Genomic DNA, 14,177 nt, shown 5'->3' with positions numbered 1-14,177 from the left:
ATCCACCCACCCGTCGGTTTCAGTGGCCCACGACTACTTCATCGAGCAGTTCGGGTTCACGTCGGGGAAGGCATCCTCGGCGGGAATCGTGGCGATGATCTCCTCGTAGTCCCAGTCCTCCTCGACGTCGGCGGCATCCTTCACCTTCGCCACGTAGGAGTCGTGGACCACCGAGTGGTCGCCGGCGCGGATCTCGCCGTTGCGCAGGAACACGTCGTCGACCTTGAGGCCCTCGAGCTCCTCGACGATCGCGTCCGCGTCATCCGTGCCGGCGCGCTGGATCGCGTCGAGGTACTGGTAGGCGGCCGAGTAGTTCGCGGCGTGGGCGAACGAGGGGCGAGTGTCGGTCAGCTCGAGGAACCGGTCGGCCCACTCGCGGTTCTGCTCGTCGTAGTCCCAGTACCACGCGTCGGTGAAGGTCGTGCCCGAGAACTCCTCGACACCGAGCGAGTGGATGTCGGTGATGAACATGAGCCCGACGGCGAGCGTCGCCTGGTCGCGCACACCCGACTGGTTGAACTGCTTGACGAAGTTGATCAGGTCGCCGCCCGCGGCCATGATCCCGACGACGTCGGGGTCGGTCGACGCCGCGCGCGTGATGAACGTCGAGAAGTTGTCGTTCGGGAACGGCGTGGCGATCGCCTCGGTGATGCTGCCGCCCGCGTCCTCGACCGCGGCGGTGAAGGAGGCGACCATGTCCTGACCGAACGCGTAGTCGGGGTAGACGAGGCTCCAGCTCTCGCCGCCGTCTTCGACGACGCCGGCCGCACCCTTGGCGAGCATCTGCGTGTTGTACGCCCAGTGGAACGTGTACGGGTTGCACGCGGCACCGGTGAGCTCCATCGTGGCCGCGCCGACGTTGATGTAGAGCTTCTTCTTCTGCGCGGCGACCTCGGCGACCGCGAGGGCTGCCGACGAGGCCGGAACGTCGAGGATGATGTCGGCGTTCGAGCGGTCGTACATCTGCTGGGCCTGGGTGTTCGCGACATCGGGCTTGTTCTGGGTGTCGGCCGTGATGATCTCGATCTGCTCCTCGCTCACGACGGCCTGGTCACCGTACTCGGCGAGGTAGTCCTCGATCGCCATCTCGATCGCGACCTTGCTGTTCGGGCCGGAGAGGTCCTTGTAGACGCCCGACTGGTCGTTCAGCAGGCCGATGACGACCTTGTCATTGCTGAGCTCGGACTCGGCGGCCGGTGCGGGACCGCCCGCACATCCGGTGAGGGCGAGCGCGGTCGCGGCAGCGAAGCCCGTCACGACGAGGCCTCTTCTCGTGTGTGCCATGTGGACTACTCCTTCGTAGGGGTGTTGCAGTGGTTGGTGCAGGTGTGACGCGGGGGCGGATGCCGCTGGGCCGGCGTATCCGATGGTTCCAGACGGGTGGGTCAGAGAGACGAGGGTGCGAGCGTCACATGCCGAGATGCTCCAGCAGCTCGCCCTCGCGGGCCTGGAAGTCGGCGTTGCTCAACTGCTCGACGACCCGGCCCTGCGACAGGAGGTAATGGCGGTCGGCGACCGTCGACGCGAACTTCACGTTCTGCTCGACCAGCAGCACCGCGACCCCCCGCGCCGTGATCTCGCGGATGATGTCGCCGATGCGCTGCACGATGACGGGCGCGAGTCCCCCGCTCGGCTCGTCGAGCAGCAGGAGCCGCGACCCGCTCCGCAGGACCCGGGCGATCGCGAGCATCTGCTGCTCGCCGCCCGAGAGCTGGGTGCCCATCGACGAGCGGCGCTCGCGCAGGCGCGGGAAGGTGGCATGGATCTGCTCCATCGACCACGCGTCCTTGTGCACGACGGGCGGCAGGGGGAGGTTCTCGGCGACGGTGAGGCTCGCGTAGATGCCGCGGTCGTCGGGGACCCAGCCGATGCCGGCGCGGGCCCGAGCGTTCGGAGTCCACGTGTCGATCGGCTTGCCGTCGAACGAGATGGACCCGCTGGCCTCGCGGTGCAGCCCCATGATCGAGCGCAGCAGCGTGGTCTTGCCGGCGCCGTTGCGGCCGACGAGGGTCACGACCTCTCCCGGCCGCACGGTCAGCGAGACCTCGTTCAGGACTTGGGCCTCGCCGTAGAAGGCGGAGAGCCCGTCGACCTCGATCATCGTCGCGGTCTCGGTCATTGCGGCTGTCTCGGTCATTGCGCCTGCCCCAGGTATGCCGTGATGACCTTCTCGTCGGTGCGGACCTCGTCGTAGGTGCCCTCGACGAGGACCTCGCCCTGCTGCAGCACGCTGACGCGGTCGGCGAGGCTGCCGACGACGTGCATGTTGTGGTCGACGAAGACGATGGTGCGGCCGGCCGAGATCTGCTTCACGAGGTCGATCGTGCGGTCGACGTCTTCGAGGCTCATGCCGGCGGTGGGCTCGTCGAGCAGGAGCAGCTTGGGCTCGAGCGCCAGGGCGAGGGCGAGTTCGAGCGCGCGCTTCTGGCCGTACGCGAACTCGCCCACCTGGCGGTCGGCGAGGTCGGTCATGCCGACCTGGTCGAGCAGCTCGAGCGATCGGCTGCGGAACCGGCGGAACCTGCGTGACGAGCCCCAGAAGCGGAATCCGAGGCCGGTCGGGCTGGCCAGTGCGAGCTCGAGGTGCTCGAGCGCGGTGAGGTTGTCGAAGAGGCTCGTGATCTGGAACGAGCGGGCGACGCCGAGGTGGGCGATGACCTCGGGGTCCTTGCCCGTGATGTCCTGGCCGTCGAGCGTGATGGTGCCGGAGGTGGGCGTCAGGAAGCCGGTGAGCAGGTTGAACAGCGTCGTCTTGCCGGCACCGTTCGGACCCACGAGCGCGTGGATCGACCCGGCCGCGATGTCGAGGTCGACCTGGCGAACGGCGGTGAACCCGCGGAAGTCCTTCGTCAGGGCCCGGGCCCGAAGCAGCGGCCGGGTCTCGACGGTCGCGGTCATCGGGCGGCCCCGATGGGGGAGTCTCGACGTGAAGGCATGGGTGATGCTCCTGCTGCCATAGGAGGAATGGGGGACAAACCTGACGAATGATTCAGGTGTCACTCACCATAGGACCGTGCTCACTCCACTGTCAACTACGGCCGGGTTCTGCGAAATGGGCAGTCGTGCAGAGGCGAGGTGCATTCCTGCACATCGCCTGGATCAGCGGATGCCGCGGCCGAACAGCAGCAATGGGGTACGCGCGGCGTAAGCCCGGTAGTCATCACCGTAGGCGTCGACGAGGCGGTGCTGCTCGACGTGCGCCTTCGCGATGAGGACGATCGCCAGCAGCACCCAGATCACGATGAGCTCGATCCTGCCGCGCCAGAGCACCCACCCCGCCGTGCCGACGAGCAGCCCGAGGTAGATCGGGTTGCGCGTGCGCACGTACACCCCGCTCGTGCGCAGCGGTGCCTCGGGCTTGGGGGCGACCCACGGCACGAGGTCGCGTCCGAGCACGGCGACGCCCGCGAAGGACAGCGCGGCGCCCAGGACGCCGAGGACGACGGCGATCACCGTGATCCACGGCTCGCTCCACATGGGATCGCCAGGGAGCAGCAGCAGGACGAGCAGCAGGAACTGCGCCCACACCAGCCAGTTCGCACGGTCCTTCATCGCCGGCGCGCCTCCCCCCGACATCCGCTCCCGGATCCGTTCACGACCATCATCCTCTCGGCCAGACTGGTCGACATGCCCGACTACGGTCTTCCGCTCGAGTTCGGAACCTTCATCACGCCGTCGAACCAGTCCTCCCCCGATGCACCGGTGGCGCTCGCGCAACTCAGCGAGCGGCTCGGCTACGACCTCGTCACCTTCCAGGACCATCCGTACCAGCCCCGGTTCTACGACACGTGGACGCTGCTGTCGTGGGTCGCGGCGCGCACCGAGCGCGTTCGCCTCACGGGCAACGTGCTGAACCTGCAACTCCGCCAGCCCGCCGTGCTCGCCCGCGCGGCGGCGAGTCTCGACATCCTGAGCGGCGGACGCATCGAGCTCGGCCTCGGCGCGGGCGGCTTCTGGGACGCCGCGGCCGCGATGGGCGCCGAGCGCCTCACCCCGCGCCGAGCGGTCGACGGGCTGAGCGAGGCGATCGACATCATCCGCGGCATCTGGGATCAGAGCACGCGCGAACCGCTGCGGGTCGACGGCACCGTCCACCACGTCAACGGCGCCAAGCGCGGGCCGGCGCCCGCTCATGACATCGCCATCTGGCTCGGCGCCCTGAAGCCGCGGATGCTCCGGCTCACCGGGAGCAAGGCCGACGGCTGGCTGCCCTCACTCCAGCGCCTCGAACCCGGCGGCCTCGCTGCAGGCAACGCGATCATCGACGAGGCAGCGGATGCCGCGGGCCGCCGCCCGAGCGACATCCGACGCCTGCTCAACATCGGCGCAACCGCCGCGCCCGACCGCCTCGCCGACGAGCTCACGGGCTACGCGATCGACCACGGCGTGGCCACGTTCATCCTCATGGGCGACGACCCCGGCGAACTCCAGCGCTTCGCCGAGGAGGTGATCCCGGTCGTGCGCACGCAGGTCGCCGCCGAGCGGCTCCCTGCGCGGCTGACGGCGCAGTGCGGGGCGGCGGCTCGGCCCGTCGCCGGCCCGGCGGTTATCGCGCCCGCGCTCCGACCAGCTCGGCCCGGTTCTCCTCGTACCGGCGCCTGCCCACCCAGCGCCAGATCAGGCGGAACGGCGCGGGCAGGTGCTCGCGCTGCCACTCGGCGCCGCCGTCGGGTTGTGCTGCGAGGATGGCGCCGAGCTGCGCCCAGGTCTTGCCCTTCGGCGTCGCCTTGCGTCCGTGCACGCCGGCGGCGTCGACCTCCTTCTGGGTGAGCACGGTCTCCATGACGGGCACGATGTTCTGCTCCTCGTCGGGCAGGTGCACGGCGAGCGCGGCATTGATGCCGTCGAGGGCGGCGTTCACGGCCGCGGCATCCGTCGCCCTTCCGCTCTTGCGCCACACCGGGAGCGCCGCATCGAGCTCGCGGAGGTGCACGAGCATCACCGCGTGCTGCTCCTTCATGCGCGAGACGTGGCCGGCGCAGGCGGGCGCGCGCTCGTCGAGGGTGTCCCAGAGGTGCTCGTCCTCGAACTCGTGGTGGGCGTGCAGGCTCACCGAGAGCATGTCGAGGTGGTCGCCGACCACGTCGGCGTGCGCCGCATCACCCTCGGCGACGCCGGCGACGAGGTCGCGCCCCTCGCCGAAGCCGGCCCGGTACATGCGGTGGATCTCGGCCATGCCCCGCGCGTCGCACGTCTTCGGTGCTGCTCCGGATGCCCCAGATCCGGGTTGATCTCCACTGGACGGAAGCGCGGTCGCTGGCATGTCGGGTCCGATCGTCGATGCGGGCGGTGGTGCGGCGACACTACGACGCTGCGGATGCCGCGGCAAGACCCCGAACGCGCCGAAATGCCCGGGCGACCACCGGTGTCGCCCGGGCGCTGAGTTCGGTCGGGATCACTTCCCGCTCGTCGGCGAGAGGTCGTCGTCGACGGTCGTCTGCTCGCAGAGCCCCTCGGGGGCCCGCTCGCGGATGTACGACGACTGGTTGCAGATCTCGGTCGACGGGAAGCGGAACTCGACCGAACCTGATCCTCGCTCGCTGAGCGAGTTCCCGTCGGTCTGGCCACACCCGGCGAGCACGGCCACGACCACTGCGGCTGGGACGAGCAGCAATGCGCGTGCGTTCATGTCGTCATTCCTTTCGTGTGTCGGGGTGTGGGGGAATGCCACGAACCTCACGCTAGGTAGGCGGAGGAACCGACGCATGACGTGGATCGATCATCTTCGTCGCCGCGGTCGCATAGTCAATTCGGGGGACATCGACCGTCGATTCGAAGCCCGAGCGAAGACTGCCCTCGACGCCCGCCCGATGCCGTCGTACGGTTCAGGCATGGGCACCGATCGAGCAGAGCCGGTGATGGCCGGTCGCGTGAAGCGGGCCTGGCTCTGGACGATCAAGCACTCGTTCAACCACCTGACGCTGGCGATGGCGCGGAGCGGGTTCGGGCCCTTCGCGCTCGTGCGGCACGTCGGACGCAAGAGCGGCACGACGTTCGAGACCCCGATCCTGCATGCGCGAACGCGCACCGGCCTCGTCGCGGTGCTCATGTACGGCACGGAGGCGAGCTGGTATCGCAATGTCCGCGCGGCCGGGCGGGGCGTGGTTCTTCGTGGAGCTCGCACGTACCAGATCGACGGCATCGAGAAGTACCCGACCAAGGCGGGGCTGCGAGCGTTCGCGTTCCCGATCCGGGTGTTCCTCCGCGCCACCCGACGAGACGAGTTCCGGCTCATGCACATCGCGTCGGCGACCACGTCGCGTCGAGCAGGGCCCGGCCCGGTGAAGCGCGCGTGGCTCTGGACGATCAAGCACACGCTCAACCCGCTCGCGCTCGGGATGGCGCGCCGCGGACTCGGCCCGTTCTCCCTCGTACGCCACGTGGGACGCAAGAGCGGCGCTGCGTACGAGACACCGCTCATCCTCGCCCGGGTGCCGGGCGGCTTCATCGCCGAGCTGACCTACGGCACGAGCGTGAACTGGTATCGCAACCTCCGGGCCGCCGACGGTCACGGCGTCATCATCTGGCACGGACGCGAGCACGACATCGCCGGCATCGAGCCGTACCCGACGGATGCCGGCCGGCGCGCGTTCGGGCGCCCGGCATCCTGGCTGCTGACGCTGTTGCGCCGGAAGGAGTTCCGCTTCCTGCGCGAAGGAGGATAGGGGACCGTCGCCGTCGGCTCCACGGCCCACTATCGTGTGGCACATGGGGGAATGGTCCGCCCCACCGCTCCCGGCGGGCTGGACCACATCGGGGCAGCCGCCGTTCGTCGCTCGACACGAGGAGGTCGCAGCGCTGGAGGCGGCGTGGTCCGACGTCACGAGCGGCGCCGGCCGCGCGATCTTCGTGAGTGGCGAACCGGGCTCGGGTAAGTCGCGGCTCGTGAGCGAGGTGTGCACCAGGCTTCACTCGGAAGGAGCGGCGGTGTTCACCGGCGCGTGCATCCAGGAGCTCGGTACACCGTTCGAGCCGTTCGATGAGCCGCTCCGAGTGCTGTTGCCCGCACTCCGACCATGGGTGACGGATGCCGCAGATGCCTCCCTCGTCGAATCCGTCGAGTTGCTCGACCGCGTGCTCGAACGCACGGATCAGGATGCCGCCGATCGATGGACCGGGCAGGAGCGCGTGCTCTCCGCCGTGGTCGACCTGTTGCGCTGGGCCGCCGCGTCACGTCCGCTCGTGCTCGCCCTCGACGATCTGCACTGGGCGGGCCTCGCGGCGATGCGACTGCTCGACCGAGTGGTCACGGGGACGGCGCGGTCGAAGGTCCTGCTGCTCGGGACCCTTCGAAGCACCCCTCCGGACCGGTCGGACTCGCTCGCCGACGCGCTCGCCTCGCTCGACCGACTTCCCGGCGTGCAGCGGCTCGAGCTCGCCCCGTTCACGGTCGCGGAGATCACCGACTACGTCGCGCTCAGCGCGGGACTCGAGCTCGACGACGCCCGCCAGGCGGCCGGCGTGCTCGATGAACTCACCGGCGGCAACCCGTTCCTCCTGCGGACGATGTGGCGCCCGGTCGTCGAGGCCGAGCAGCACGGTGACCAACGCGTGGTCGAACTGCCCGACTCAGTCGGCGACCTCGTGCGTGGCCGCATGGCCCGGCTCGACGACGAACAGCGATCGGTGCTCGCGCTCGCCGCCCTGCTCGGCCAAGAGGTGGACCTGGCCGAGGTGCTCGGCATCAGCGAGGCATCCGTCGAGGTCACCCTCGAGGCGATGGATGCCTCGGTGCGGAACGGTCTCATCGAGCCCCCGCGTACCGCCGGCGACGCCTATCACTTCCCGCACGCGATCGCCCGGCAGGCGGTCATCGATGTCATCCCGAGCACCGAGGTGCTGCGCATCCACGCGCGAATCGCGCAGACGCTCGAGGCGGACTTCCCGGCCGCCCCGCGACTCGTCCAGCGTCTCGCTCACCACTACACCGCGGCCCGGGCGCTGGGATTCCGGGAACGTGCGGTCACCTACCTCTCACGGGCCGCCGAGCTCGCGGCGAGCCGGGTGGCGTTCGACGACGCCGGCCGCCTGTTCGAACGCGCCGCCGACATCTCCAGCGACGCCGACGAACGTGGCGAACTGCTCCTGCGCGCGGCGGGAAGCTGGGATCTCGAAGCCGATACCTCGCGAGCACGTGCGATCTTCGAGCAGGTGACCGTCGTGGGCAACCCGCGGCAGCGGGTCCGAGCCGCCATCGGGTTCGAAGACGCGTCCTGGCGTCCGGGACTTCCCGGGCACCGGGCGCTCACCCTGCTGACGACGGCCCTGGCATCGATCCCAGCCGATCCCGATGACCCGCTCTACATCGAGGGGCTCGCCTCACTGGCACGGGCCACCGCGTTCACCGGCTCGGTCGACGAGGCCGAACGGCTCGGGGATCGTGCTGTCGAGCTCGCGCGTGCGAACGGCGACGAACAGGCGCTCGCCGCGGCACTGCGTGCGAGCATGTCACTCACACTTCGGCCGGCCCGCATCACGACACGGCTCGAACACTCGAGAGAGCTGATGCGCCTGATTCGTTCCACCGGGAGGGAGTGGTTCGTGGCCGGCGCCATACACCATGGGGCCTACAGCTATATCGTCGGCGACCGCGAGGGCATGGACGAGTCCGAGCGTGATCTCATCGAACTCGAGCGGCAGTGGGCTCACCACCTCAGCTACTGGGCCGACTGCGTGAGCTTCGCGCGCGCACTGATCGGCGGTCGTCTGGACGACGCGGCGAGCGCATGCCGCCGGGTCATGCGCGACGAGGCGGTCTTCCGGTCGGACGCGACCTCGGGGGCGACGGCCCTGATGAGCTACATGGTTCGGCGGGAGACCGGCCGGATCGAACTCGTTCGGCCGCTGATCACGGGCGACGAATCGCCCACCGACCGCTGGGCGCCCGGCCTTCTCGCCCTCTACACCGAGCTCGAGCTCGAGCGGCCCGCGCACCGGGTCCTCGAGTGGCTGATCGAACGCGTCGAGTCCGAGCCGACCAACTCGGCCGAGTGGCCGGCGCGCCTCGTATTCATGACCGAGGCGGCACTGTGGCTGCGTGATGTCGAAACCTCCGTGCGCCTGCACGGCTGGCTGCAGGAATACGAGCACCTCAACCTCATGTCGGGATTCTTCGTGGCTCCGTTCGGGCCGGCCGACTGCTACCTCGGCGAGGTCGAATCGCTGTGCGGCATCGGTGCGCCCATCGAGCGATTCGCCGGCGCGCTCCACCTGGCCGAGCGGTCGGACGCTCCGCTCCATGCGGCTCGAACGCTCGCCGCGCACGCCACGCATCTCCGTCGCGCCGATCGGACATCCCAGGAGGCGACCGCGCTCGCCGAGCGCGCCCGAGCGATCGCCGAGCCGGCCGGCATGGTGCGGGTACTTCGCGCGCTCGACCGGGGCATGGGCGTCGCGGCATCCGTTCGCGAATCGGGCGGACTCACGGAACGCGAACGCGACGTCATCGGACTCCTCGCCGAGGGTCTCAGCAACAGGGAGATCGCTGGGCGACTCGTGATCAGCGAGCACACCGCGGCGAATCACGTGCGCAACATCCTCACGAAGACCGGTGCCGCGAACCGGACCCAAGCGGCCCGGTACGCGCGCGAGCACGGGCTCGCGTGACGCGCGTACGCCGGTACCAGCGTCAGAGAGCCGGGCCGGCGTCAGCCGACTGGGACGAGCACGCCATCGGGCATGACGCGACCGGTCACCTCCGTGATGACATCGGCCGGCAGTCCGGCGCGCATGGCGGCCACTCGAATGGCCTCCATCGACGGCGCCTCGTACAGGCAGTAGGTCTTGCGACGATCGACCGAGAGGAACGAGAAGAGCCACCGCACGTCCTCCTCGTCGTTGATGAGGTTGACGTTCGGGGCGTTCTCGACCGGGGTGACGACTTCGTTGAGGTAATTGCGTTCGATGATGTAGTACGGCATGCGCGACCCCCTTCGGCGCGTCAGCGTCACCAAGGGTACTCTTCACTCCGGATGACTGCAGCCTGTCCACCCGTCGACGGCCCGACCTCAGCCGGTTATCGTTCAGGCATGACCGACGTGACCAGGAACTCCGCCGCCCCTCTCTCGGATGCCGCCCGTGCGCAGATCCTCAACGCCGAAGTGGCGAAGTACGTGAAGCAGGGCTGGACCGTGGAGACCTCCACGAGTGAGCAGGCCGTGCTCTCGAAGAACAAGCGCATCGGATGGTTCTGGAACCTGATCCTCGTGCTGCTGACCGGCGGGCTCTGGCTGATCTACATCGTCTACCGCGCGCTCAACCGCAAGAAGCTCACCGCGATCATCACGGTCGATGAGCGCGGGCTCGTTCGAACCGCCGGCTGAGGATCCGCCAGGTCGCACCCGACACCGCGAGGTCGGCGCGATCGCGCGACGCTTCGATGCCGACCGCGTTCGCGCCGTCGACCTCGATCGCCCACGCTCGGGCGGCCTCGGGCGTGCGACCGAACTCGGTGTGCCGGCGCACGAGCCGCGACATCCGCTCGGCCTCGTCGACCTCGCAGAACCACGTCTCGTCGAGCAGGTCGCGCACGCGTCGCCACGGTTCGTCGTCGGCGAGCAGGTAGTTGCCCTCGACGATCACGAAGCGAGTGGATGCCGCGATCGGGATCTCCCCCGCGACCGGCTCGTCGACCTGCCGCTCGAACGCGGGCGCGTACACCGTGTGGTCTCGCTCCTGCCGCACGCGCTCGAGGAGGGCGACGAATCCCCATCCGTCGAACGTCTCGATCGCGCCCTTCCGGTCGCGCAGGCCGAGCCGGTCGAGCGTCGCGTTCGCGAGGTGGAAGCCGTCCATCGGCAGGTGGACGGCGATCGGCTCGGCGTCGGCCGCGGCATCCGACCCCCGGTTCAGCTCGTGGGCGAGCGCACGCGCGAGCGTCGTCTTGCCCGAACCCGGACTGCCCGTGACACCGAGCATGAGGCGGTCGTCGGACGCCGCATGCTGTGCTCGCGCGCGGACCCGTCCGACCAGCACGTCGAGCGCCGCCGAGGGAGAGTGCACGGGGCGGGCGGACATGCACCCAGCATGTCGCATGCAGGGGCATCCGCTTGCTCGCATACGATGCGAACGCGGGTTCGACCGGGGAGGGGCGCATGCCGGATGACGAGGTGGCAGCCGCTCCTGCCGTCGCCCGCCCGCAGCGTGCCGGACGCGTGCTCAACCTCGTGGTGCTCACGGTCATCGTGGCGTTCGGCGTGCTGTTCGTCTTCGCCGACGAGGACTCCTGGTTCCAGCTCGTGTCGCTGTTCGCGTGGTGCCTGCTGTCGACGATCTACCTGATCGTGTGGCTGGTGATCCTCGGACGCCTGTCGCGAACCATCTGGCATGCGTCGCCGGCGCTCATCGCGACGCGCCCGCCGAGTCGACTCGCGTCGATGATCATCACGATCCTCTCGAGCCTCATCGGCGTCTCGGCGGCGAGCGAGCTGCTCGTGCTGCGCGACGACCCTGACTTCACGATCGCCATCGACTTCCTCGGGGTGTGGGCGATGCTCCTCGCGTGGGGATTCCTGCACTGGGGGTTCGCGCAGATCTACTACCGGCTGTACCACGTGGGACGCGGGGCGGACGACGCCTCGTCGACCGGCGGCGGGGGGTGGCGGGGGCGCCCCCGGTCCCCGAGGCGCCGGCCGCCCCTGCGGCGCCCGCCGTCGATGCGGCGTCGTCGGTTCCTTCGGCGCCCGCGGTCGATGCGGCGTCGTCGGTTCCTCCGGCGCCCGCGGTCGATGGCGCCCCACCTGCACGCGAACGGCTGCTGCGCTTCCCCGCCACCGAGAACCCGGGCCTGCTCGACTTCGTGTACGTCGCCTACATGATCGGCACCAGCTTCACCCCGAACGATGTCGAGACCAGTCCGCGCATCCGCTGGACCGTCGTGTGGCACTCAGTGCTCAGCTACTTCTTCAACGGCTTCATCATCGTGCTCGCGCTGAACACGATCATGGGCGGCAGCTTCAGCAACTGAGCCGGCGTCAGCCTCGAGGTCGCGCCCGTTCAGAAGAGCCGCGCCTGCGCCACCACCGGCGCGCCCTCGAGTTCGAGCAGGAACCGCTTGCGCTCGAGGCCGCCCGCGTAGCCGGTGAGAGCTCCGTCGGCCCCCACCACTCGATGGCATGGCACCAGGATGCTGAGCGGGTTTCGCCCGACGGCGTTTCCGACACGACGCGCGAGTCGATGGTCGCCCAGCCGGGATGCGAGCTCGCCGTAGGTGGCGGTCGAGCCATACGGGATGCCGCGGAGCATCGACCACACCGCCTGCTGGAACTCGTCGCCCGTCGCCGCGGCGGGGAGTTCGAAATCGAGGCGCCGGCCGTCAAGGTACTCGCGGAGCTGGGCGTCGAGCCGATGGAACAGCTCATCGGACCGCCGATCGACCTCGACGCCGATCGACCCGGCCGCCGGCGGGTGCCAGTGCTCGGGAAAGTAGATGCCGACCAGCGCGTCACCATCGGCGACCACCAGCAGATCGCCGAGCGACGTCGGCAGCGTGGTGTGGCGGCGGGACATGTCTTCATCCTCGCTCCGGTTCGTCGCGTCGGCCGCAGCGAACACGGCGGGAATCGGACGCGAACGCAACTGGCGAGTGTTCTCGGTGGTCGAGTAGCGCTCGGCGAAGCCGAACGCGTATCGAGACCCCCGGTCCGGTGGTCGAGTAGCGCTCGGCGGAGCCGAACGCGTATCGAGACCCCCGCCATGGCGACTCACGCCGCGGGTTCGTTGCACTGCACGCCCCGAGCCGGCCCACTCTCGAGCCGGTCGGCGAGTCGCGTGGGCGATTTCGTCGCCGGCCACCATCGGCCACCGGGGTCGAGCCACGCCGGCGGTCGGATGTGTGGCGAGCCCCGAACCATGCGGATTTTCCAGCCCGAGGTGTCGATGGTGCGGTGATGAAAGAAGCAGAGCATCACGCCGTTGTCGGGATGCGTCGGGCCACCGTCGACGTCGGGCACGACGTGGTGGATCTCGCACCACGATGCCGGCACGGAGCACCCAGGAATGAGGCATCCGCCGTCGCGCAACAGGATCGCGCGACGCTGGTGTGCGGTGAAGCACCGCTCGGGGGAGCCGAGCTGGAGGATCGCGCCGCGATCGTCGACGACGACGGTCTGGATGCCGCCGGTGCACATCAGGTGCCGCGCGGCGCGCAGCGAGACCGGGATCTGCACGCCGTCGGCGTGAGGGGCGCCGTGCCCCGACGGGGGGTGGGAAGCCCGAACGCCCACGAGCAGGGGCGGCGCCGCCCCGCCGATCGTGGGTTGCTCGGCCGAGCGGGCTGCGGTCGCGATGATCGACGCGACCACGTCGTGACGCTGCTGATCGGAGGTGCGGGTCTCGGCCTGCACCTCGAGCTTGGCGCGCTCTTCTGCCGTCATGAAGCCCCCGCCCGAACGCGGCGCGAGATGCGCATCGAAGAGGCGCGTCAGCGCGGCGGCCACCTCGGGCAGCAGCTCGCCGCTCACGGCGACCAACCCGTCGCGTGCCCGCCCCACGCGGAATCCGCGTCGGCGCATCGCACGCTCATCGTCGGGTTCAGGGCCGTCTTGATCGAGGAACATCGCCCATGCCTGCGCTTGCACGCGCAACTCATCGGCGGTGCACCGCACCGGAGCGCCGACGCCTGCACCGATCGCCGAATCGAGGAGCTCGCCCTCGGCGACGGCCAGCCTGGCGGGGTCGGCGACGCGTCGAGTGCGGTCGAGTTCGCGGATGATCGTTGCCGCGGCATCGGCCCCGATCTCGCCCGCGGCGAGCGCCGCCCCGATCTGCGGAAAGCGGGCGTCGTAGGAATCGGCGCCGAGCCCCGCCTGCGGCCGCGTCGCCGAACCGAGGGCGACCCGTCGGCGTGCCTCGGCGCCCGAGACCTGTGTGACCCGCTCGATCAGCTCGGATGCCGAGCGGCAACCCATGCGCGTCGACAGCCGTTCGCTGCCGAGCTCGACCCTCGACCGGTCGGCGACCTCACCGGCGATCGTTGCGCGCTGGGCGTCGACGACCCGCCCGATCGACTCGACGGCCGCCATCGCGACGAGCAACTCGTCGTCGGACCAGTCGCGCGCAGCATCGAACTCGAACAGCTCGAGCAGCGCCGAGCGGACCGGCTCGAGCGCCTCGGGAAGTTCGGTCATGAGTCCATCATTGCGGCACCCACCGACATTCCTTTCCGTCAGAAATGGCCG

General features: G+C 69.6%; 15 protein-coding genes and 1 pseudogene. 6 read left to right on the top strand and 10 right to left on the bottom strand.

Annotation, left to right across the window (positions count from 1 at the left end; all coding sequences use genetic code 11):
* Positions 1-33: 33 nt before the first annotated feature.
* The 4 genes from HUS56_RS10440 to HUS56_RS10425 form a co-directional block, all read right to left on the bottom strand.
* Positions 34-1,284, bottom strand: a complete 1,251-nt coding sequence (locus tag HUS56_RS10440) for an ABC transporter substrate-binding protein (RefSeq protein WP_173923376.1) — start codon at positions 1,282-1,284, stop codon at positions 34-36.
* Positions 1,285-1,408: 124 nt separating this feature from the next.
* On the bottom strand, positions 1,409-2,119 hold the full coding sequence (locus tag HUS56_RS10435; protein ID WP_217423996.1) for an ABC transporter ATP-binding protein: 711 nt from the start codon (positions 2,117-2,119) through the stop codon (positions 1,409-1,411).
* A gap of 14 nt (positions 2,120-2,133) precedes the next feature.
* The gene (locus tag HUS56_RS10430) at positions 2,134-2,898 is read right to left on the bottom strand and encodes an ABC transporter ATP-binding protein (protein WP_173923375.1); all 765 of its coding nucleotides are present in this window, start codon (positions 2,896-2,898) and stop codon (positions 2,134-2,136) included.
* A 201-nt stretch (positions 2,899-3,099) separates the two neighbouring features.
* Complete coding sequence (locus HUS56_RS10425) at positions 3,100-3,552, bottom strand: isoprenylcysteine carboxylmethyltransferase family protein (RefSeq protein ID WP_173923374.1); 453 nt, start codon at positions 3,550-3,552, stop codon at positions 3,100-3,102.
* Between the two features lie 75 nt (positions 3,553-3,627).
* On the opposite strand from HUS56_RS10425, the pseudogene HUS56_RS10420 reads away from it, so the two are divergent.
* Positions 3,628-4,287 (top strand): annotated as a pseudogene (locus tag HUS56_RS10420) (LLM class flavin-dependent oxidoreductase); the annotation flags it as partial.
* A 259-nt stretch (positions 4,288-4,546) separates the two neighbouring features.
* On the opposite strand, the gene HUS56_RS10415 reads toward HUS56_RS10420, so the two are convergent.
* Positions 4,547-5,176, bottom strand: a complete 630-nt coding sequence (locus tag HUS56_RS10415) for a hemerythrin domain-containing protein (RefSeq protein WP_254431399.1) — start codon at positions 5,174-5,176, stop codon at positions 4,547-4,549.
* Positions 5,177-5,395: 219 nt separating this feature from the next.
* Complete coding sequence (locus HUS56_RS10410; RefSeq protein WP_173923372.1) at positions 5,396-5,629, bottom strand: hypothetical protein; 234 nt, start codon at positions 5,627-5,629, stop codon at positions 5,396-5,398.
* 202 nt (positions 5,630-5,831) lie between these two features.
* Here HUS56_RS10410 and HUS56_RS17320 point away from each other — a divergent pair, with 202 nt between their 5' ends.
* Both HUS56_RS17320 and HUS56_RS10400 read left to right on the top strand, forming a co-directional pair.
* Positions 5,832-6,665: a hypothetical protein gene (locus HUS56_RS17320; RefSeq protein WP_254431398.1), complete on the top strand. Its 834-nt coding sequence runs from the start codon at positions 5,832-5,834 to the stop codon at positions 6,663-6,665.
* A 43-nt stretch (positions 6,666-6,708) separates the two neighbouring features.
* Positions 6,709-9,606 carry an AAA family ATPase gene (locus HUS56_RS10400; RefSeq protein ID WP_173923371.1) on the top strand — a complete coding sequence of 966 codons (2,898 nt, stop codon included), beginning with the start codon at positions 6,709-6,711 and terminating at the stop codon, positions 9,604-9,606.
* A 41-nt stretch (positions 9,607-9,647) separates the two neighbouring features.
* On the opposite strand, the gene HUS56_RS10395 is transcribed toward HUS56_RS10400, so the two are convergent.
* Entirely contained in the window at positions 9,648-9,920 is a 273-nt protein-coding gene (locus HUS56_RS10395) for a DUF4242 domain-containing protein (RefSeq protein WP_173923370.1), read from the bottom strand.
* Positions 9,921-10,028: 108 nt separating this feature from the next.
* On the opposite strand from HUS56_RS10395, the gene HUS56_RS10390 reads away from it, so the two are divergent.
* Positions 10,029-10,322, top strand: a complete 294-nt coding sequence (locus HUS56_RS10390; RefSeq protein WP_173923369.1) for a hypothetical protein — start codon at positions 10,029-10,031, stop codon at positions 10,320-10,322.
* Here the strand turns inward: HUS56_RS10390 and HUS56_RS10385 are convergent.
* The gene (locus HUS56_RS10385; protein WP_173923368.1) at positions 10,282-11,016 is read right to left on the bottom strand and encodes a nucleoside/nucleotide kinase family protein; all 735 of its coding nucleotides are present in this window, start codon (positions 11,014-11,016) and stop codon (positions 10,282-10,284) included. The two genes, HUS56_RS10390 and HUS56_RS10385, sit on opposite strands and share 41 nt — an antisense overlap.
* A 77-nt stretch (positions 11,017-11,093) precedes the next feature.
* Here HUS56_RS10385 and HUS56_RS17315 point away from each other — a divergent pair, with 77 nt between their 5' ends.
* Both HUS56_RS17315 and HUS56_RS17310 read left to right on the top strand, forming a co-directional pair.
* On the top strand, positions 11,094-11,816 hold the full coding sequence (locus HUS56_RS17315) for a DUF1345 domain-containing protein (protein WP_173923367.1): 723 nt from the start codon (positions 11,094-11,096) through the stop codon (positions 11,814-11,816).
* Positions 11,798-11,965, top strand: a complete 168-nt coding sequence (locus HUS56_RS17310) for a DUF1345 domain-containing protein (RefSeq protein ID WP_254431397.1) — start codon at positions 11,798-11,800, stop codon at positions 11,963-11,965. The genes HUS56_RS17315 and HUS56_RS17310 overlap by 19 nt, the downstream gene beginning before the upstream one ends.
* Positions 11,966-11,994: 29 nt before the next feature.
* Here HUS56_RS17310 and HUS56_RS10370 read toward each other — a convergent pair whose 3' ends face one another.
* Both HUS56_RS10370 and HUS56_RS10365 read right to left on the bottom strand, forming a co-directional pair.
* A complete protein-coding gene (locus HUS56_RS10370; protein WP_173923366.1) occupies positions 11,995-12,507 on the bottom strand; it encodes a methylated-DNA--[protein]-cysteine S-methyltransferase in 513 nt (170 codons plus the stop codon).
* 194 nt (positions 12,508-12,701) lie between these two features.
* On the bottom strand, positions 12,702-14,126 hold the full coding sequence (locus HUS56_RS10365) for an HNH endonuclease signature motif containing protein (RefSeq protein ID WP_173923365.1): 1,425 nt from the start codon (positions 14,124-14,126) through the stop codon (positions 12,702-12,704).
* Positions 14,127-14,177: the final 51 nt, after the last annotated feature.

It is taken from the genome of Agromyces sp. Marseille-P2726 (assembly GCF_902809835.1).
Classification (GTDB): Bacteria; Actinomycetota; Actinomycetes; order Actinomycetales; family Microbacteriaceae; genus Agromyces.
The sequence above is the reverse complement of the archived record's forward strand: the minus strand, read 5'-3'. Positions and strand labels throughout refer to the sequence as shown.

Bases quoted from the DNA above. Each gene is read 5' to 3' on its own strand.
- HUS56_RS10410 (WP_173923372.1), bottom strand. From the start codon at position 5,629: ATGAACGCACGCGCATTGCTGCTCGTCCCAGCCGCAGTGGTCGTGGCC.
- HUS56_RS10415 (WP_254431399.1), bottom strand. From the start codon at position 5,176: ATGGCCGAGATCCACCGCATGTACCGGGCCGGCTTCGGCGAGGGGCGC.
- HUS56_RS10385 (WP_173923368.1), bottom strand. From the start codon at position 11,016: ATGTCCGCCCGCCCCGTGCACTCTCCCTCGGCGGCGCTCGACGTGCTG.
- HUS56_RS10390 (WP_173923369.1), top strand. From the start codon at position 10,029: ATGACCGACGTGACCAGGAACTCCGCCGCCCCTCTCTCGGATGCCGCC.
- HUS56_RS10440 (WP_173923376.1), bottom strand. From the start codon at position 1,284: ATGGCACACACGAGAAGAGGCCTCGTCGTGACGGGCTTCGCTGCCGCG.
- HUS56_RS10370 (WP_173923366.1), bottom strand. From the start codon at position 12,507: ATGTCCCGCCGCCACACCACGCTGCCGACGTCGCTCGGCGATCTGCTG.
- HUS56_RS10365 (WP_173923365.1), bottom strand. From the start codon at position 14,126: ATGACCGAACTTCCCGAGGCGCTCGAGCCGGTCCGCTCGGCGCTGCTC.
- HUS56_RS10395 (WP_173923370.1), bottom strand. From the start codon at position 9,920: ATGCCGTACTACATCATCGAACGCAATTACCTCAACGAAGTCGTCACC.
- HUS56_RS10435 (WP_217423996.1), bottom strand. From the start codon at position 2,119: ATGACCGAGACCGCGACGATGATCGAGGTCGACGGGCTCTCCGCCTTC.
- HUS56_RS10425 (WP_173923374.1), bottom strand. From the start codon at position 3,552: ATGAAGGACCGTGCGAACTGGCTGGTGTGGGCGCAGTTCCTGCTGCTC.
- HUS56_RS10400 (WP_173923371.1), top strand. From the start codon at position 6,709: ATGGGGGAATGGTCCGCCCCACCGCTCCCGGCGGGCTGGACCACATCG.
- HUS56_RS10430 (WP_173923375.1), bottom strand. From the start codon at position 2,898: ATGACCGCGACCGTCGAGACCCGGCCGCTGCTTCGGGCCCGGGCCCTG.
- HUS56_RS17320 (WP_254431398.1), top strand. From the start codon at position 5,832: ATGGGCACCGATCGAGCAGAGCCGGTGATGGCCGGTCGCGTGAAGCGG.
- HUS56_RS17315 (WP_173923367.1), top strand. From the start codon at position 11,094: ATGCCGGATGACGAGGTGGCAGCCGCTCCTGCCGTCGCCCGCCCGCAG.